The sequence below is a fragment of the Rhodococcus ruber genome, from assembly GCF_027270735.1.
Taxonomy (GTDB): domain Bacteria; phylum Actinomycetota; class Actinomycetes; order Mycobacteriales; family Mycobacteriaceae; genus Rhodococcoides; species Rhodococcoides rubrum_A.
In genome coordinates this window covers 1-17026 of the sequence record NZ_JAPWIJ010000015.1, presented here as the reverse complement: position 1 = coordinate 17026, position 17026 = coordinate 1, and the positions used below count along the sequence as shown (strand labels likewise).

22 protein-coding genes and 1 pseudogene are annotated in these 17026 nt (G+C 65.3%); 7 read left to right on the top strand and 16 right to left on the bottom strand.

Translation table 11 applies throughout. The features are described 5' to 3' along the window. The 3 genes and pseudogenes from O4220_RS25300 to O4220_RS25290 all read right to left on the bottom strand — a co-directional run. Window positions 1–321: pseudogene (locus O4220_RS25300) on the bottom strand (indole-3-glycerol-phosphate synthase TrpC); the annotation flags it as partial. Between the two features lie 82 nt (window positions 322–403). Then, a complete protein-coding gene (locus O4220_RS25295; protein WP_269608307.1) occupies window positions 404–1066 on the bottom strand; it encodes a TIGR02234 family membrane protein in 663 nt (220 codons plus the stop codon). Beyond that, entirely contained in the window at window positions 1063–2631 is a 1569-nt protein-coding gene (locus tag O4220_RS25290; RefSeq protein WP_269608306.1) for an anthranilate synthase component I, read from the bottom strand. The genes O4220_RS25295 and O4220_RS25290 overlap by 4 nt, the downstream gene beginning before the upstream one ends. An 88-nt stretch (window positions 2632–2719) precedes the next feature. Here O4220_RS25290 and O4220_RS25285 point away from each other — a divergent pair, with 88 nt between their 5' ends. Beyond that, window positions 2720–3181 carry a peroxiredoxin gene (locus O4220_RS25285; RefSeq protein WP_269608305.1) on the top strand — a complete coding sequence of 154 codons (462 nt, stop codon included), beginning with the start codon at window positions 2720–2722 and terminating at the stop codon, window positions 3179–3181. A 120-nt stretch (window positions 3182–3301) separates the two neighbouring features. Then, a complete protein-coding gene (locus tag O4220_RS25280; RefSeq protein ID WP_269608304.1) occupies window positions 3302–3823 on the top strand; it encodes a MarR family winged helix-turn-helix transcriptional regulator in 522 nt (173 codons plus the stop codon). On the opposite strand, the gene hisI is transcribed toward O4220_RS25280, so the two are convergent. From hisI to O4220_RS25220, 12 genes are all read right to left on the bottom strand, one after another. Continuing rightward, window positions 3814–4170, bottom strand: coding sequence for a phosphoribosyl-AMP cyclohydrolase (gene hisI, locus O4220_RS25275; protein WP_269608303.1), 357 nt, complete (start codon window positions 4168–4170; stop codon window positions 3814–3816). The genes O4220_RS25280 and hisI overlap by 10 nt on opposite strands. A gap of 15 nt (window positions 4171–4185) precedes the next feature. After that, window positions 4186–4959, bottom strand: coding sequence for an imidazole glycerol phosphate synthase subunit HisF (gene hisF / locus O4220_RS25270; protein WP_269608302.1), 774 nt, complete (start codon window positions 4957–4959; stop codon window positions 4186–4188). Beyond that, entirely contained in the window at window positions 4956–5786 is an 831-nt protein-coding gene (locus tag O4220_RS25265) for an inositol monophosphatase family protein (protein WP_269608301.1), read from the bottom strand. Before O4220_RS25265 ends, hisF begins: the two co-directional genes overlap by 4 nt. 6 nt (window positions 5787–5792) lie before the next feature. After that, the gene (priA, locus tag O4220_RS25260) at window positions 5793–6527 is read right to left on the bottom strand and encodes a bifunctional 1-(5-phosphoribosyl)-5-((5-phosphoribosylamino)methylideneamino)imidazole-4-carboxamide isomerase/phosphoribosylanthranilate isomerase PriA (RefSeq protein WP_008715867.1); all 735 of its coding nucleotides are present in this window, start codon (window positions 6525–6527) and stop codon (window positions 5793–5795) included. Between the two features lie 138 nt (window positions 6528–6665). Continuing rightward, window positions 6666–6878 (bottom strand): hypothetical protein, encoded by a 213-nt coding sequence (locus tag O4220_RS25255; protein WP_269608300.1) that lies wholly within the window; start codon window positions 6876–6878, stop codon window positions 6666–6668. Then, complete coding sequence (gene hisH, locus O4220_RS25250) at window positions 6875–7504, bottom strand: imidazole glycerol phosphate synthase subunit HisH (RefSeq protein WP_269608299.1); 630 nt, start codon at window positions 7502–7504, stop codon at window positions 6875–6877. Before hisH ends, O4220_RS25255 begins: the two co-directional genes overlap by 4 nt. Next, window positions 7501–8619 (bottom strand): MFS transporter, encoded by a 1119-nt coding sequence (locus tag O4220_RS25245; protein ID WP_269608360.1) that lies wholly within the window; start codon window positions 8617–8619, stop codon window positions 7501–7503. The genes hisH and O4220_RS25245 overlap by 4 nt, the downstream gene beginning before the upstream one ends. Window positions 8620–8680: 61 nt before the next feature. Next, a complete protein-coding gene (gene hisB, locus O4220_RS25240; protein ID WP_032379000.1) occupies window positions 8681–9304 on the bottom strand; it encodes an imidazoleglycerol-phosphate dehydratase HisB in 624 nt (207 codons plus the stop codon). Continuing rightward, the gene (locus O4220_RS25235) at window positions 9301–10431 is read right to left on the bottom strand and encodes a histidinol-phosphate transaminase (protein ID WP_269608298.1); all 1131 of its coding nucleotides are present in this window, start codon (window positions 10429–10431) and stop codon (window positions 9301–9303) included. The genes hisB and O4220_RS25235 overlap by 4 nt, the downstream gene beginning before the upstream one ends. Further along, window positions 10428–11780 (bottom strand): histidinol dehydrogenase, encoded by a 1353-nt coding sequence (gene hisD, locus O4220_RS25230; RefSeq protein WP_269608297.1) that lies wholly within the window; start codon window positions 11778–11780, stop codon window positions 10428–10430. The genes O4220_RS25235 and hisD overlap by 4 nt, the downstream gene beginning before the upstream one ends. An 89-nt stretch (window positions 11781–11869) precedes the next feature. Further along, entirely contained in the window at window positions 11870–12388 is a 519-nt protein-coding gene (locus O4220_RS25225) for a DinB family protein (RefSeq protein WP_269608296.1), read from the bottom strand. A gap of 21 nt (window positions 12389–12409) precedes the next feature. Beyond that, window positions 12410–12877, bottom strand: a complete 468-nt coding sequence (locus tag O4220_RS25220) for an SRPBCC family protein (RefSeq protein WP_269608295.1) — start codon at window positions 12875–12877, stop codon at window positions 12410–12412. 81 nt (window positions 12878–12958) lie between these two features. Here O4220_RS25220 and rhtB point away from each other — a divergent pair, with 81 nt between their 5' ends. Genes rhtB through O4220_RS25205 form a run of 3 tightly spaced genes read left to right on the top strand, consistent with a single transcriptional unit; the run spans window position 12959 to window position 14126 of the window. Next, window positions 12959–13585 carry a homoserine/homoserine lactone efflux protein gene (gene rhtB, locus O4220_RS25215; RefSeq protein WP_057476160.1) on the top strand — a complete coding sequence of 209 codons (627 nt, stop codon included), beginning with the start codon at window positions 12959–12961 and terminating at the stop codon, window positions 13583–13585. 11 nt (window positions 13586–13596) lie between these two features. Further along, window positions 13597–13746 (top strand): hypothetical protein, encoded by a 150-nt coding sequence (locus tag O4220_RS25210; protein ID WP_155289322.1) that lies wholly within the window; start codon window positions 13597–13599, stop codon window positions 13744–13746. After that, window positions 13743–14126 carry a YchJ family protein gene (locus tag O4220_RS25205; RefSeq protein ID WP_269608294.1) on the top strand — a complete coding sequence of 128 codons (384 nt, stop codon included), beginning with the start codon at window positions 13743–13745 and terminating at the stop codon, window positions 14124–14126. The genes O4220_RS25210 and O4220_RS25205 overlap by 4 nt, the downstream gene beginning before the upstream one ends. On the opposite strand, the gene O4220_RS25200 is transcribed toward O4220_RS25205, so the two are convergent. After that, window positions 14123–14539, bottom strand: a complete 417-nt coding sequence (locus O4220_RS25200; RefSeq protein WP_269608293.1) for a DUF5997 family protein — start codon at window positions 14537–14539, stop codon at window positions 14123–14125. The genes O4220_RS25205 and O4220_RS25200 overlap by 4 nt on opposite strands. A gap of 78 nt (window positions 14540–14617) precedes the next feature. Between O4220_RS25200 and O4220_RS25195 the strand changes: the two genes are divergently transcribed. Together O4220_RS25195 and O4220_RS25190 are read left to right on the top strand one after the other, a co-directional pair. After that, window positions 14618–15601, top strand: coding sequence for a LysR family transcriptional regulator (locus O4220_RS25195; RefSeq protein ID WP_269608292.1), 984 nt, complete (start codon window positions 14618–14620; stop codon window positions 15599–15601). 80 nt (window positions 15602–15681) lie between these two features. Further along, window positions 15682–17026, top strand: a 1345-nt coding sequence (locus tag O4220_RS25190) for a DUF222 domain-containing protein (RefSeq protein WP_269608291.1), incomplete at its 3' end; no start/stop codon positions are given.

Sequence of the window (17026 nt, the reverse complement as noted above, 5' to 3'; positions counted from 1 at the left end):
GGCACGAACTGCGTCGAGGTCTGCGAGGGATCCGTGGAAGCGACGCTCTTCGGTGAGGACGCTGATGATGCGGGCACCGCCCTGCTCGTAGGCGCGAGCCAGAACCGCGGGATCACCGATGTCTGCCAACGCACCCTTGGACGGGCTGGCACGCTTGACCTCGGCGATGACGCCGATCCCGTCCTCACGAAGGGCTGCCGCTGCGTCGAGAGGTGCCGGGGCTGCTTTCGCTGCTGCTTTGACGGCGGCGAAATCGACCACCGATTCGCGCGCGGCCACGTCGGCCCGTACACCGTCGAGAATCGAGTCGAGAACAGTCATGGTGCCCCCAGTCCTTTCTGAGCGTCGACTTCCGATGTGAGGAATCTCATCGGGGTCGGACCTAGCGTAGAGGGCGGATTCATCACGACGAACGCGGGGTACCGGACTCGTCGGTAGGATCTTCGCCCGCGTCGAGCGCGTCCCACATCATGCGTTCGGTGAGGTCCTCGCCTTCGTCCGGCACGCCGTTGTCGGACGAGGAACTGCGAACGCGTCGAGCCACCTCGTCACGTCGCACCGCCGGGGCGTCGTACTTGGACGAGAGTACCTGCGAGGCAGATGTTTTCCGAATCGACACCACCGCCGCACCGAGGGCGCACAGCGCTCCGACGAGGGTGACGATCGCCGGAAGAACCGAGACCTCCGTCATCGAGACCTGAGCCCTGGCGGGGAGTTCGGCAAGGGCCGCCGACTCCGCGTCGGAAGCTCCCGCGGTGAGCAGTCGGACGGCCGGAACAGCGGCCGACACGGCCACCACCGCGATCAACAGAGCCAGCACCCGAGAGGCCCACCCGCGCACCGCGAACGACGCGGCTACCGCAGCCAGCAGCACCAGCGCGAGCGGTGTGGTGGCAGCGGCCCAGGTGCTACCGAGAAGGTCGTCCGTTCGATTCTCCCCGAGACCGTCGGAGGACGTCACCCGGACCCACGTCATTCTCGACGCGCCCCACAGACACGCCGCAGCCACGATCAGCAGAGCGACCGGAACAGCGGCCGACGCGCGACGACCGGATCGCTCGGTCATCGCCCACCGACCTCGCGAAGCGATTCTGCGGCCGCGACTGCACCCAGTACGGCCATGGCCTTGTTTCGTGCCTCGTCGTCCTCGTATTGCGCGACCGAATCCGCCACGACCCCCGCACCGGCCTGAACGTAGGCGGTCCCGTCCTTGATCAGAGCGGTCCGAATCGAAATGGCGGTGTCGGCGTCACCCGCGAAATCGAGATAGCCGACGATGCCGCCGTAGATACCGCGTCGCGTCGGTTCCAACTCGTCGATCAGTTCCATGGCGCGCACCTTCGGTGCTCCCGACAACGTGCCCGCCGGGAAGCAGGCCTTGACCGCGTCGAGGGCACGCTTGCCCTCGGCCAGACGGCCCGTCACCGTCGAGACCAGATGCATGACATGGCTGTATCGCTCGATGTGGCGGTAGTCGCTGACCCGGACCGTGCCGGGGGCACAGACGCGCCCGAGGTCGTTACGACCGAGGTCCACGAGCATCAGGTGCTCCGCGTTCTCCTTCTCGTCGGCGAGCAGATCTTTCTCGAGCAGCACGTCCTCTTCCTCGGAGGTACCGCGCCACCGCGTGCCCGCGATCGGATGCGTGGTGGCGAGGCCGTCGACCACTGTCACCAGGGCCTCGGGGCTCGATCCGACGATCGAGAAAGCAGTCTCGTCGTTGTCGCCCGGAACATGCATCAGGTACATGTACGGGCTGGGGTTGGAGGCCCGCAGCATGCGGTAGACGTCGAGCGGCGACGCATCGGTGTCCATCTCGAAGCGTTGCGAGAGGACCACCTGGAACGCCTCTCCGGCTTCGATCTCCTCCACCAACCGGGCGACGTCGGCACCGAAGCCCTCGGAGGTCCGCTGCCGCCGAAACTGCGGTGCAGGCTTGGAGACGGTGGAGACGGTGGAATCAGCAGGCTTGGACAAGTCTGCGCACATGCGATCCAGTCGGCGCACGGCGTCGTCGTAGGCCTCGTCGACGTTGTCGTCGGTTCCGTCCCAGTTGACCGCGTTCGCGATCAGCGTGATCGCACCCTCGTGGTGGTCGACGGCCGCCAGATCGGTCGCGAGCAGCATGACCAGCTCGGGCACACCGAGGTCGTCCTGTGCATACTCGGGCAGCTTCTCGATACGCCGCACCGAGTCGTATCCCAGGTAGCCGACCATGCCGCCCGTCAACGGGGGCAGACCGGGCACCCGCTCCGAGTGCAACAGCTCCAAAGTCCTGGCCAGGACCTCGAGCGGATCGCCGCCGGTGGGCACCCCTGCCGGAACGTTGCCGCGCCAGGCCGCCTCGCCGTCGATGACCGTCAGCGACGCCGGGGCGCCCGCGCCGATGAACGACCATCTCGACCACGAACGACCGTTCTCCGCAGACTCGAGCAGAAAGGTGCCGGGCCGGTCCGCACCGAGCTTGCGGTACGCCGACAACGGAGTCTCGGAGTCGGCGAGCACCTTTCGTGTCACCGGAACCACTCGGTGCTCGGCTGCGAGCTGCCGGAACACCTCGCGGGAGGTGGTCGAGTCCGAGTTGTCGGTACCGGAGGTGGGACTGGGGTCGGTGGTCGTCTCGCCGCGCATTGCCCCATCCTCCCAGGTTCGGCACAACGGGTCACTCCGCAGGCTCCGCTCCGGCGACAAGGCCGGCGCTCGCGGTAACCTGCCGAGCATGAAACCAGGCGAACTCGTTCCCGACTTTTCCCTACCGGACCAGACCGGACAGATCAGAACCCTGACCGAACTGCTGGCGAACGGTCCGATAGTGCTGTTCTTCTACCCGGCCGCCTTCACCCCCGGGTGCACTGCCGAAGCGTGCCATTTCCGGGACCTGGCCTCGGAGTTCGCCGAGATCGGAGCCACCCGAGTCGGCATCAGTGCCGATGCCGTCGCCAAACAGGCAGAGTTCGCCGCGGCCAAGTCTTTCGACTACCCCCTGCTCTCCGACGAAGACGGTGCCGTCGCCACCGCGTTCGGCGTCAAGCGTGGTCTGCTCGCCAAGCTCTCTCCGGTCAAGCGGGCGACGTTCGTCATCGGCACCGACCGGAAGGTGCTCGAGACCTTCTCGAGCGAAGTACGGTTCGAGGCTCATGCGGACAAGGCGCTCGAATACCTGCGCGCGCATCGCACGTAGAACATCTGTCCGACGTGATGCCTCGGGTGGGGGACCCTCGAGGCATCATGTGCAGACCACAACTATCTCGATAGGAGTGGAGCCTGCAGGAAAGACCCAGAGATCGAGAGGTTCCCCGCGATGGACACGTCGGCGACACCGAACGAGGCGACACCGAACGATGCGGTGGATCCCCAGTGGCTCACCGAGAGTCAACAGGAGGCCTGGCGGTCGCTCGTCGCCCTCGTCACTCGACTTCCGGCCGCGCTGGACGCTCAGCTGCAGCGCGATTCTCAGCTGACCCACTTCGACTACTTCGTTCTCGCCACCGTCAGCGAGAACCCGCAGCGGCGAATCCAACTCAGGGACCTGGCCGAGTACGCGAATGCGTCGCTCTCGCGGCTCTCACACGTGGTGACCAAGCTCGAGAAGGCCGGATGGGTCCGCCGAGAGTCCATCCCGGGCAGCCGCGGTTCCTACGCGGTGCTGACCGACTCGGGCATGGAGAAGGTCGTGGAGTCGGCTCCCGGGCACGTCGGCACGGTGCAGGCGCTGGTGTTCGAGGGGCTCTCGGACGCGGAGGTCGAGCAGCTCTCGACCCTGAGCGCTACCCTTCTGGCTCAGTTGGACAAGGGAATCGCTGCAGGCACGGGTCAGGCCTGAGGGTTCTCGGGCCCCATCAGCACGTCGGCGTCGAAGCAGGTGTGCGCGCCGGTGTGGCATGCCGCACCGACCTGATCGACAACCAGAAGCACGGCGTCACCGTCGCAGTCGAGTCGAACCTCGTGCACGTACTGCGTGTGCCCCGACGTCTCACCCTTGACCCAGTACTGCTGCCGGGACCTGGAATAGTAAGTGCCCTTGCGGGTTTCGAGGGTTCGAGAGAGCGCCTCGTCGTCCATCCAAGCGACCATCAGCACCTGCCCGGTCGACCGTTCCTGCACGACCGCACTGAACAGTCCGGCCTCGTTGCGCTTGAGTCTCGCGGACAGACTCGAGTCGAGTGTCATCGGGAAACCTCTTTGCTATCGAACGACGATGCGCTCGACGCGCATCGCCTCTTTGACCTGACCGATGGTGAGATCGCCGAAGTGGAAGACACTGGCGGCGAGAACAGCGTCCGCCCCGGCCTGCACTGCGGGTGCGAAGTGCTCAACCCGTCCCGCTCCCCCGCTGGCAATGACCGGCACGTGCACCGCAGCCCGAACGGCCGCGATCATCGGCAGATCGAACCCGGCCTTCGTGCCGTCGGCATCCATCGAATTGAGCAGAATCTCTCCCACGCCCAGCTCGGCACCACGAACTGCCCATTCGACGGCGTCGATACCGGTTCCGCGTTTGCCGCCGTGTGTGGTGACCTCCCAGCCCGATGGGGTGTCCTGCTGCCCCTGCGGAACGGTACGAGCGTCGACCGAAAGCACAATGCACTGAGATCCGAACCGCTCACTGAGCTCGCGCAGCAACTCGGGTCGGGCGATCGCGGCGGTGTTCACACTGACCTTGTCCGCTCCGGCCCGCAACAGACGATCGACGTCGGCGACGGTGCGTACTCCCCCGCCGACGGTGAGCGGAATGAACACCTGCTCGGCTGTACGGCTGACGACGTCGAGCATCGTGCCTCGATCCGAGGTGGACGCGGTGACGTCCAGAAAGGTCAGCTCGTCCGCTCCCTGTGCGTCGTAGGCAGCCGCTAGTTCGACGGGATCGCCTGCGTCGCGGAGGTTTTCGAAGTTGACACCCTTGACGACACGTCCGGCATCGACGTCGAGGCACGGAATCACTCTGACCGCGACGCTCATCGCGCAGGTCCTTCCAGGTAGTCGGCGGGATCACCGAGTTCGGCGATCACCTTCAGTAGCTCGTCGTGCACCCCGGGCCCGGCCGCGAGCACCGACTTGGAGTCGACCGTCCAGGGTTCACCCGCGAGGTCGGTGACGATTCCGCCTGCGGCGCGCACCAGCAGCGCACCCGCGGCGTTGTCCCAGGCCCGGTGGCCGAAAACCACCGCGCCGCCCAGTACACCGCTGGCCGTGTAGGCCAGATCCACTCCGGTGGCACCGTGCATCCGTAGGCGAGAGGACTGCATCGACAGCTCTTCGAGGATGCGGAACCTGAACCGCCCGGGCAGCGAGCCACGACTGGCGACGTTGAACGCACCGAAGCCGATCATGGACTCGCGCAACCCCTTCGGTTGCAGCGCCGGGAGCACAACACCGTTCAGTAGCAGCCGGCCGCCCGCCACCGCAGCGAAACGCTGGTCCACCAGCGGCAGCCACGTCAGGCCGAGGACGGGCACTCCGTCGTCGAGCAACGCCAACAACGTTCCCGCCGAAGGTAACCCCGACGAGTAGTTGAACGTGCCGTCGATGGGGTCGAGCACCCAGACGAGCCCGGAGTTCAGATCCGGTCCACCGAATTCTTCGCCGTGAACAGCAATTCCGGTCGAATCGAACAATTCCGCACCGAGCCGACGCTCGAGTTCCAGATCCACCGCGGTGGCGAAATCGTCGGGTCCCTTCTGCACTGCACTCGGTGCACCGACGCCCGCAACGAACCGATCGTGGACACCGTCGAGCAATCCACCGGCGATCTCGAGCAGACGAGTCGGTTCCTCGGGAAGGGTCATTCGTTGCTACCGAGACACCGCAGCGAGGGCGTCGGGCAGCGTGAAACGTCCGGCGTACAGCGCTTTTCCGACAATGGAACCTTCCACGCCCCGATCGACCAGGCCGGCAATTGCTTCGAGATCTGCAATGGTGGACACGCCGCCCGACGCGATGACCGGCTTGTCGGTCTTGGCACAGACATCGGCGAGCAGTTCGAGATTGGGCCCCGTCAACGTGCCGTCCTTGGTCACGTCGGTGACCACGTAGCGCGAACATCCGTCGCGCTCGAGCCGCTCGAGCACCTCCCACAGATCGCCGCCGTCGCTGACCCAGCCGCGGCCGCGTAGCCGCGGAGCTCCGTCGACGATCAGCACGTCCAGACCGACCGCAACGCGATCACCGAACTCGCCGATCGCACGGGAGCACCATTGCGGATCCTCGAGGGCTGCGGTACCGAGATTGACTCGCGCACAACCGGTCGCCAGCGCCGCGCGCAGCGACTCGTCGTCGCGAATGCCGCCCGACAGCTCTACCTTGACGTCGAGTTCGCCGACGACCGACGCGAGCAACTCCCGGTTGGAACCCCGCCCGAACGCGGCGTCCAGATCCACGAGATGGACCCATTCCGCGCCGTCGTTCTGCCACGCGAGGGCGGCATCACGAGGCGACCCGTACTTGGTCTCGCTTCCGGCTTCTCCTTGAACGAGACGAACAGCTTCGCCGCCTGCGACATCGACAGCAGGCAATAAGACCAGGCTCACGTGCGGTTATGCTACGGCCCGAGCGGCGGTCGATTCAAAACGGGTCGGCGGTGGCCGGGAACGACCGGTCACTCACTCGCCGAGTGCAGCCTGCGGAACGACAATTCACTCGCCGAGTGCAGCCTGCGGAACGACAATTCATTCGTCCCGGCCGAGCTGCTTGGTCATACGAGTGGACACCACTCCCATTGCTGCGATCGCTCCGACCACACCGGCCAGGGCAATGGACAGAGCTACGCCCGCGCTCGGCTGCAGGACGGCGATCAGGGCAGTGGCGAGTGCCAGCACCACGACGGCCGCACCGAGTGACCGGAAGGCCAACCTTCCCAACGAGAACTCGCGGTCGCTCACACCGATCGAACCCAGTTCTCGAGTAGGGCGGCACCGGCGTCGCCGGATTTCTCCGGGTGGAACTGGGTGGCCGAGAGCGCGCCGTTCTCCACGGCAGCAAGGAACCGGCCGCCGTGATCAGCCCACGTGAGCAACGGCGCGGCGATCGTGTCGCTGGGTTCGAGCTCCCACTGCTGGGCAGCGTAGGAGTGGACGAAATAGAACCGGGTCTCGGGATCGATGCCGTCGAACAGCACGCTCTTCTCCGGCGCCTCGACGGTGTTCCAGCCCATGTGGGGCAACACGTCGGCTTGCAGACGCTCGACCGTACCCGGCCATTCCCCACACCCGTTGGCTTCGACACCGAATTCGACGCCGCGGTCGAACAGAATCTGCATTCCGACGCAGATACCCAACACGGGGCGTCCACCGGCCAGACGACGCCCGATGATGCGGTCACCGCGCACCGCAAGCAGACCCTCCATGCACGCGGCGAACGCTCCGACACCGGGAACGACCAATGCCTCTGCATCCAACGCTTCGTCGAAATCCGAGGTCACCGTCACGTCGGCACCGACCCGGGCCAACGCCCTCTTCGCCGAGTGCAGATTGCCCGAGCCGTAATCGAGCAACACCACAGAAGTCATGAGGGAAGTCTATCGGGGCGTGGTCGGGCGATCAGCGCCACCGCCGCAACGACGACCACCGTGATTGCGGCCGCGGTGAATCCCGCGGTGTACCCCACACTCGTGGCGAGAACGCCCAGTGCGAGAGCACCCGCACCGGTTCCCGCGTCGAAGCTGATGTTCCAGACGGCGCTGGCGCTGCTGTAGCGAGCGGGCCCGGCCGCGTCGAACGCCATCACCAGGCTGTCGTTCTGGCATGCTCCGTACCCGATTCCGAACAGAACGGCGGCGACGAAGAACAGTGCAGCGGGCATGTTCCCCAGCGCGGCGATCGCGAACAGCACGATGCCGATCGCGGCCGAGAACAGCGCGGGAACGACGGAGCGTCCGATGCCGATTCGATCTGCAACCGAACCTGCGGTGTACCGGCCGACGAGCATCGCGGCGCTGACGACGGCCAAGGCGAGACCGATCATGGCGGCTCGGTTCGATTCCGCGATCGGCAGCAAGCTGGTGATTCCGCCGTACGCCGCGGACACCGAGGCCACGACGAGACACGGCACGAGGAACTGCCGTACGTCGAGGCGAACCCGCTCGATTCTGGGCGGCTGCGGCGCGGGCCTGGTGGGCGGCAACAATGCCACGCCGATCAAGCCTGCTGCAGGCACCAGAGCGCCGAGTACGAACACGGCCGTCGGATTCGCCGCAAAGATCACCAAACCCAGTGGCAGCGTGATCATCTGAGCCAATGCGACGGCGATCCCCTGCGCGCCCGTCGCACGGCCGAGCAGAGCAGTGGGGGCCAGCTCGGCGACGATGGCAGCACCGGCCACCGTCAGCATGCCGAAGCCTGTTCCTCTCAGGGCCGACACGGCCAGTGCCGGTACGGCATCGACGGACACGATGAACAACAGCGACGGAACACCCAGCAGCAAGCACCCTGCGGCAAGGACCGCGCGGTGGCCGACGCGCATCAGCATCCGCGGCACGAACAGTTGAGTGATGACCGTGGTGGTCATGAAGATCGCGGTGCTGGCCGCAGCCACCGCGTCGGACGCCCCGGATTGCGAGACTGCCAGGGGTATGACCGGGAGCAACAATCCCCAGCCACCGAACGACGCTGCCCCCATCGCCATCGCGGCCGGAAGCCCACGAATCGTCAGCAGACCACTCAAAGCACGAACGCCGGTCGATCGATCACAGACTTCCCTTGGTGGACAGAATTCCAGTCACCCGCGGGTCGTATTCGGTGGCCTGACGCAGTGCCCGCGCAACCGCTTTGAACTCTGCTTCGGTGATGTGATGCTGGTCGCGGCCGTAGATCACTCGGACGTGCAACGCAATCCGAGCGTTGGAGGCCAGCGTCTCGAACACGTGCTTGTTGATCACGGTGGAGTACGGAACACCGGGGTAGCCGCCGATCACCGAATGCACCATGTAGTCCGGCTCGCCGGTGTGCACGCAGTACGGGCGTCCGGACACATCGACGGCCGCGTGCACGAGCGTTTCGTCCATCGGAATGAACGAGTCGCCGAACCGGGTGATCCCCGCCTTGTCGCCGAGGGCCTGCCCGAGTGCTTGCCCGAGCACGATCGCGGTGTCCTCGACAGTGTGATGCGCCTCGATCTCGATGTCGCCCTTCGCGCGCACCGTGAGGTCGAAACGAGCATGGGTGCCCAGCGCGGTGAGCATGTGGTCGTAGAACGGAACGCCGGTGGAGATATCGACGATGCCGGTGCCATCGAGGTTCAGCTCGACCGAGATGTCGGATTCCTTGGTGGTGCGCTCGATCTTGGCGATGCGGGGAGCGGGTGTGGTCACTTCGGTGCCTCTGCTGTTTCGGTCGATGCGAGTGCTGCGCTGACGGTGAGGAATCGGTCGTTCTCGTGCGCCAGTCCGATGGTGACGCGTAGATATTCTTCAATTCCGACGTCCCGGATGAGCACGCCTTCGTCCAGGTATCGCTGCCAGGTCGAGGCCGCATCGGAGAACCGGCCGAAGAGCAGGAAGTTGGCGTCGGACGGCACCACGTCGTAGCCCTGGCGGCCGAGGGCCGCCGCCACCCGATCTCGTTCGGCGGACAGTTCGGCCACGCTACCGAGGGTGTCCGAGGCATGCCGCAGCGCCGCGCGAGCGGCGGCCTGGGTGACGACCGAGAGGTGATACGGCAAGCGCACCAACAACATCGCGTCGACGACGGCCGGTGCCGCAACGAGGTATCCCAGCCGACCACCGGCGAACGCGAACGCTTTGCTCATGGTCCGGCTGACCACGATCTTGCTGGGGTAGCTCTCGATAAGTCCGATTGCGCTTGTCGCCGAAGAGAATTCGGCGTAGGCCTCGTCGACCACCACGATTCCCGGTGCGGCATCGAGGATCCGCCGCAGATCCTGCTCGTCGATGCTGTGCCCCGTCGGATTGTTGGGGCTGGTGACGAACACGACGTCGGGCTTACGCTCCTCTATCGCCTGCACCGCATAGTCGACGTCGAGCGAGAAGTCTGCCCGACGCTTCGCGGGAATCCATTCGGTCTGAGTTCCCGAGGAAATGATCGGGTGCATCGAGTACGACGGCACGAAACCCAGCGCAGTGCGGTCCGGTCCGCCGAATGCCTGCAGCAGTTGCTGCAGAATCTCGTTGGATCCGTTGGCCGCCCACACGTTGGCGGTCTCGACCGCGAAGCCGGTCTGGTCGGTCAGGTAGCGCGCCAGATCGGCACGCAACTCGTCGGCATCGCGATCCGGATAGCGGTGCAGTTGCGCGGCCGCAATTCGCACCGATTCGGCGACGTCGTCGATCAGTGCCTGCGTCGGAGGGTGCGGATTCTCGTTGGTGTTCAACTGAACCGGCACGGTGAGCTGTGGCGCACCGTACGGCGACTTACCGATCAGCGCCTCGCGCAGAGGGAGGTCGTCCAACGAGACCGACTGTCCCAAAGCATCGGTCATGACACATCACCGGTGCGCAACCCTTCGAACCGCAACCGAACCGCTTCGCCGTGGGCCGGCAGGTCCTCCGCGTTGGCCAGCGCAATGACATGCGCTGCAACATCTTCGAGCGCAGCTTCGCTGTAGTCCACCACGTGGATGCCGCGCAGGAACGTCTGCACGCTCAGGCCGGACGAGTGCCGAGCACACCCGGCGGTCGGGAGTACGTGGTTGGACCCGGCGCAGTAGTCACCGAGGCTCACCGGCGACCAGGCTCCGACGAACACGGCACCGGCGCTGCGCACCCGAGCTGCGACGTCGGACGCGTCCTTCGTCTGGATCTCGAGGTGTTCCGCGGCGTACGCGTTGACGACCGCCAGCCCCTGCGTGACGTCGTCGACGAGAACGATGCCGGACTGGCTGCCGTTCAGTGCCGTGGCCACGCGTTCCGCATGCCGAGTGGAGGCCATCTGCGCGTTCACGGCGTCGTCGACTGCGTCCGCGAGTTCGGCACTGTCGGTCACCAGCACGCTGGCCGCCATGACGTCGTGTTCGGCCTGGCTGATCAGGTCTGCTGCCACATGGATCGGGTCTGCTGTGCCGTCGGCGAGAATCGCGATCTCGGTAGGACCGGCCTCGGAGTCGATTCCGATGAGCGATCGGCACAGCCGCTTGGCAGCGGTGACGTAGATGTTGCCGGGACCGGTGATCAGATCGACCGGTGCCAGTTCACCGCCGTCGGTATCGACACCGCCGTACGTGAGCAGCGCAACGCCCTGGCCGCCGCCGACAGCCCACACCTCGTCTACGCCGAGAAGCTGTGCGGCCGCGAGGATGGTCGGGTGCGGGAGGCCACCGAAGTTCTTCTGCGGCGGTGACGCCACCACCAGCGAACCGACACCTGCAATCTGGGCCGGAACGACATTCATCACGACAGAGGACGGGTACACGGCGTTGCCGCCGGGCACGTAGAGCCCCACGCGATCGACCGGAATCCAGCGCTCGGTCACGGTGCCGCCGGGTACCACCTGTGTGGTGTGGTCGGTTCGACGCTGATCGGAGTGCACCAGACGGGTTCGCTCGATGGCGACCTCCAGCGCCGCCCGGACGGCCGGATCCAGCTCCTCGAGTGCTCGAACCAATTCCTGCTGAGGAACTCGAATACGGTCCGGTCGGACTCCGTCGAACTTCTCGCTGAACTCGAGGGCCGCGTCGGTACCGCGCTCCTTGACCGCGTCGACGACGGGGCGAACCTGATGCAGCACCGAATCGACATCCACTCCGCCTCGGGGAAGTGCGCCGCGTAGTTCGGCGGTGGATGGAGTTCGTCCGCGTAGATCGACGCGGGCGAGCTCGATGCGGGCAGGCATAGTGGGCCCCTTCGTGAAGTCGGTTCGGTGCCGGGGTTCGGTCGAATCAGTGTTGTCCGAACTCCCAGGATAGTTCCACCGAATTCGGCTCAGCCCCGCACGTCCCACAGATGGTGAATCGGATCGTGGATGTAGTACGCGGCCAGTGACTCGACGGAGAAGTTCGACCCGTCGCTGCGTCGACCGGTCCGGTGCCGCTTCTCCGGCGGCACGGCGGCGAAATCACCGGCGAGAGCCCGGGCAGCATCTCCGAGCTCCCCCGCCACCGCCGCAGGGTTCTGGTCGTTGTAGTTTTCGGACACCGCGGTGGCGTCCTGGTCCCAGTTCGCGAACTCAGGATCGTCCTCGGTGAGCACCAGCTCCAGGCGGGTACGAAAAATTCGATGCGCGTCACGGACATGAGCGGCGTATTCGAGCGCAGACCACGTCGAGTCGTCGGGGCGCAGTGTGACGTCGTCGCGCCGCAGAACTGCATTCCAACGCTCGACGTCGGCGCGGATCAGGTCCGGGATGTCGTCGTAATCGACGGCACTCGAGCCGAACCCGCAATCCGGGCACGCTCGCTCGAGTACCCAGGTCCAGTTCTTGGTGTCGGGATCGATCGGCATGCCGGTCAGGATAGATTCAGGTCAGGCGTAGCGCGCAGCCAGGTTGTGCAGTGTGCTCTTGATCCCCTGCGCATTCTTCTGCGGCATCTTGAACAGCTCGAGCATCTTCGGGACCTTGGCGGTGCCGTACTTGAAGCTCTCGGTCACCGTGGTCAGACCCGGCTGCTTCTCCTCGAACTCCCAGCGCCAGCTGTGACCCATCGGGTGCTGCCACTCGACGACCTTGTGCCGGTCGGCGTCGACGAATTCGGTGACGGTGCTGGTGATCTTGTACGGCACGCCGTACTGCTTCATGCCGACGGAGAACTTAGCGCCGGTACTGAGGCGATCGGGACCGCGGACGGTGTCCTTCACCGTGCCCGATCCGTCGAGCTCGCCGTGGCGGGTGGGATCGGCGACGATGTCGAACAATTCGGACGCCGACGCCCTGACCTCGGTCTGACGGGTGACTTGCTGCGGACCTGTGTCGATAGTTCTGATGTCTGCCATCCCCACGTCCTACCCCGCAGCGCCTCGTTCGACACACCGGTCGACACGAAAGCGAATTGACGGGCATAGTTCAATGAACACATGTCCTGGTCAGTGTGGCTCGCCTTCCTCGGCGCGAGCATCGTCATCAGTCTGTCCCCCGGTGCCGGTGCCATCGCATCGATGTCCACCGGGCTTCGTTACGGCCTGCGCCGCGGTTACTGGAACATCTTCGGTCTGCAGATCGGCTTGCTCCTGCAGATCGGCATCGTCGCCGTCGGACTGGGTGCAGTACTCGCCAGCTCGGCGCTGGCGTTCACCGCGATCAAGTGGTTCGGTGTTGCCTACCTGGTCTATCTGGGTGTCCGCCAGTGGCGTGCAGCTCCCACCGACGTCGCCGACGCCCCCGCGGTTGCCGATCGCGGAACGACGATGCTGGCAAGAGGATTCCTGGTCAACGCCAGCAACCCGAAGGCCGTCGTGTTCATGGTCGCCGTCCTTCCCCAGTTCCTGGATCCGGCACGGCCCCTGCTCACTCAGTACCTCGTCATCGCGGCCACGATGGTCGCGGTCGACATGCTGGTGATGACCGGATACACCTCGCTGGCATCTCGGGTACTGCGGCTGATGCGCTCACAGCGCCAACAGAAGACGATGAATCGCACGTTCGCCGGGATGTTCTTCGCTGCCGCAACGTTTCTCGCGACTGTTCGGCGGGTGACACCGTGAGGAAGTACCGCGTGATCATGAAGAACGCGCTCGGCGGAGACCCGATTCCGTTGGGATTGTTCGACACTCTCCTCGAAGCCAACACGTGGATTCAGGATGTCGGCAAGCGTGACGAGCACGAACTCGGTACCTACACAGTGGAAGTGGAAGCAGCCGAGTGAGTCGCCGGTGTCCGTGTTCGAGCGGTGACACGTTCGACGCGTGTTGCGAGCCGTATCTGCGCGGCGATGCGGACCCACCGACTGCCGAGAAGCTGATGCGCTCGCGCTTCACCGCTTTCGCCGTCGGGGATGCGGCTTACCTACGCGCCTCGTGGCATCCCGATACGGTCCCTCACGAGTTGGATCTCGATGCCGATCAGCGGTGGTACCGACTCGACATCGTCTCGACAGACGCCGGCGGTCTGTTCGACGACCAGGGAACCGTCGAGTTCCGAGCGCACTACAAGCACCCCGAGGGTGCGGGCACGATGAGCGAGGAAAGTCGATTCGTCCGCGTGGGCGGCCGCTGGCTCTACCTTGACGGAGTGGTTTCGCGCTAGAGGTTGCGCAGCTTGGTCGGCCGGTTGCCCGCAGTACGACGCGCTTCCTGCTTCTCCTTGATGCGTTCGGCATCCTTGCGAACCTGGATCTGCGTGCGTCGCTCCCGGACGAGCCACTGCGGCGGGCTGGCGACGAGCTCGTCGATGGCGTCACTTGTCAACGCTTCGGTGACACCGCCGCGGGCCAGGCCCGCGATGGACACGCCCAGCTTCTTCGCGATGACGTCGCGGGGGAACGGTCCGTTGGTCTGCAAATCGGTCAACCACTGCGGCGGATCGTTCCGCAACGCGTCCAGGTCGGATCTGCTGACCATCGAGTTCTGAAACTCTTCGGGCGCTGCGGGAAGGTAGATGCCGAGCTTGTTCGCCGCGGTCAATGGCTTCATGGTCTGCTGTTTGTTCTCCGGGCTCACCGGACCAGCTTATCCGGCATTCCGCGGTCTGGACGCCACCGTCCTGCACGTTGCGCGCCGTCCCATAGGCTCGACTGCGTGAACATCGATGTGCAGACACTGCGCTGGTACGCCGCGGTGGCGCAACAACTGCATTTCGCCCGAGCTGCTCAGTCGCTCGGAATCTCGCGAATCCGCCTGAGTAAGACCATCGTGGAACTCGAGGAGCAGCTCGGCGTCGATCTGTTCGTGCCGGGCGTCTCCCCCACCGAACTCACCGAGGACGGCCGCGCTCTGCTCGAGCGGGCTCTGGTGGAGATTGCCGAGGACGATCGGCTGTCGGAGCTCGCTCAGGTGGCTGCTGCCGAGCCGACGACGTTCACCATCGGCTACGCCGAAGGTGTGACGCTGACGAAGTGGACGCGCATCTGGGCGGATCGGTTCCCGGACGTCACACTGTCCGTCACGGCGACAACGCCGGAGACGCAGGTGTCGGCCCTGCACGACGGAACGGTGGATGTGAGCTTCGTCCGACCGCCGATCGATCGTGAGGGCCTCAACGCCATCGGCCTGTATCAGGAAGTCCAGGTTGTGGTGGTCCCGAAAGACCACGCCGTCGCAGCATTCGATTCCGTCACCGCGAGCGATCTCGCCGACGAGCATCTGCTGGCCGATCCCGCGACGGTACCCGAATGGGCCGCTGTGGCAACGGAACTCGAAGTCGGCAATCGCCCTGCCCTACCCCCGATGAATTCAACTGCGGAGACGTTCGAGTACGTGGCTGCCGGGCTGGGGGTGGCAATAGTGCCGCACTCGGTGGCCCGATTCAACGCGCGCAAGGATCTCGTCTACCGCCCGGTGACCGACATAGAGCAGTCGCAGATCGCGCTGGCCTGGGTCGCAGAACACGAGGACGACCGCATCGAGGAGTTCATCGGCATCGTTCGAGGACGGTCGACCCGCAGCTCGCGAGGCTCGGCAGACGACGCGCCGGTCAAGAAGAAGAAGGCGCACCCCTCCAAGCCGGCTCGCCCGGTTGCCAAGACGAAAACGAATGCGCGACGGAGCGGCAAACGGCGCTGAGTCGGTCTCCCCACGTCGCTTCCAAGTCCGCGGGAACGTGTGTTCGAATACTTGTCGGTGGGTCGCGATAGATTCTGTTCATGCTTTCGGGGGACGGCGGATCAGGGGTGGACGGCATCGAGACGGTGCCGCCTGCCCCGGTCGTGTCCGATCCCGAGTTGTCGATGCTGGTGGATCGGGTCGAGTCCGCTGTCGCCGAGTTGGCCGGGCAGGGGTCGGTGTCGTGGTCGAATGCCGACCGGCGTGCGGTGATCCAGCGTATGGAAACACTCACTCGATCGGTGACGGCGTATTCGTACACCTGGCTCAACGAACTGATCGCTCAGCACGGCCTCGATGTGTATCCGGGGTCGGTGCCGTGCTCGGTGGCATGGATGCTGCGCATCACCCCACGCGCGGCCGGGGCACGGGTGCGGCTGGCCGCGGAGTTGGGTGACCGGACAGCGTTGTCGGGTGAAGTACTGCCTCCACTGTTGCCGCACACCGCTGCCGCGCTGCGGGCGGGGTTGCTCGATGCCAAGCATGTGCAGATGATTCGCGAATTCTTCCGACATCTGCCCGCGAGTGTCGATCCGCAGACCCGCGACTTCGCCGAAGAGCAGTTGGTGGGCTTGGCCTCGACCAGACGGCCCGACGACTTCGCGCCGTTGGTCGCGCACCTGGACTCGATCCTCGACCCTGACGGCGACTTCGACGAGGACGAAGACGAGGACAAGAACGCGAAGCCGAGGCCACGCAAGCGACGCGATGCCTTCTTCTACCTCGGTGAACAGGGTTCCGACGGGATGTCGGAAGGAAACTTCTGTGTCGATTCCGAACTACGCGCCTACCTCGAGGCCTTGTTCTCCAAAGCCGCGAAACCAGGAGTGAACAATCCTGCCGACCCCACGTCGGTCGTCCACGACGAAACCAGCGGCGACGGGGACGGCGAGCCCTCCGGCGAGGATGCTGCCGCACCACCGAAGCCCAAGCCGACCACCCACGAAGCAGACTCCAGCGATGATGGCCTGTGGGATGAGAAGAACTACGACGGCGACGACGAGTGCGACGACGAATGTGATGTATATCCCGAATACCGTTGTGGAACAACGCGCGACGGCACATCTGCACCCAATGACGCCGCGGCCCCCGACGACCCTGCTCACTCAGACGACGCAACCGATGCAGACAACGCCTTGGGATCGGACACCGGCGGCGACGATTCAGGTCCGGACACCGCTACACGGGACGCTGCCGCCGCGCGGGATACGCGCACCCAGAACGAACGCCATCACGACGCCCTGAAAATGGCGTTGCGGCACACACTCGCCTCCGGGACCCTCGGCACCCACCGCGGCCTACCCGTCACCGCGATCGTCACCATGACCCTCAAAGATCTGAACGCCGGCTGCGGATACGCCATGACCGGCACTGGATCCCGAGTGT

Coding starts and splice junctions, on each gene's coding strand:
- O4220_RS25245 (WP_269608360.1), bottom strand. CDS start 8,619: ATGGCGATGGGGGCAGCGTCGTTCGGTGGCTGGGGATTGTTGCTCCCG.
- O4220_RS25235 (WP_269608298.1), bottom strand. CDS start 10,431: ATGACCGATGCTTTGGGACAGTCGGTCTCGTTGGACGACCTCCCTCTG.
- O4220_RS25225 (WP_269608296.1), bottom strand. CDS start 12,388: ATGCCGATCGATCCCGACACCAAGAACTGGACCTGGGTACTCGAGCGA.
- O4220_RS25280 (WP_269608304.1), top strand. CDS start 3,302: ATGGACACGTCGGCGACACCGAACGAGGCGACACCGAACGATGCGGTG.
- hisF (WP_269608302.1), bottom strand. CDS start 4,959: ATGAGCGTCGCGGTCAGAGTGATTCCGTGCCTCGACGTCGATGCCGGA.
- O4220_RS25295 (WP_269608307.1), bottom strand. CDS start 1,066: ATGACCGAGCGATCCGGTCGTCGCGCGTCGGCCGCTGTTCCGGTCGCT.
- hisD (WP_269608297.1), bottom strand. CDS start 11,780: ATGCCTGCCCGCATCGAGCTCGCCCGCGTCGATCTACGCGGACGAACT.
- O4220_RS25265 (WP_269608301.1), bottom strand. CDS start 5,786: ATGACCCTTCCCGAGGAACCGACTCGTCTGCTCGAGATCGCCGGTGGA.
- O4220_RS25285 (WP_269608305.1), top strand. CDS start 2,720: ATGAAACCAGGCGAACTCGTTCCCGACTTTTCCCTACCGGACCAGACC.
- rhtB (WP_057476160.1), top strand. CDS start 12,959: ATGTCCTGGTCAGTGTGGCTCGCCTTCCTCGGCGCGAGCATCGTCATC.
- hisI (WP_269608303.1), bottom strand. CDS start 4,170: ATGACACTCGACTCGAGTCTGTCCGCGAGACTCAAGCGCAACGAGGCC.
- hisH (WP_269608299.1), bottom strand. CDS start 7,504: ATGACTTCTGTGGTGTTGCTCGATTACGGCTCGGGCAATCTGCACTCG.
- O4220_RS25220 (WP_269608295.1), bottom strand. CDS start 12,877: ATGGCAGACATCAGAACTATCGACACAGGTCCGCAGCAAGTCACCCGT.
- O4220_RS25290 (WP_269608306.1), bottom strand. CDS start 2,631: ATGCGCGGCGAGACGACCACCGACCCCAGTCCCACCTCCGGTACCGAC.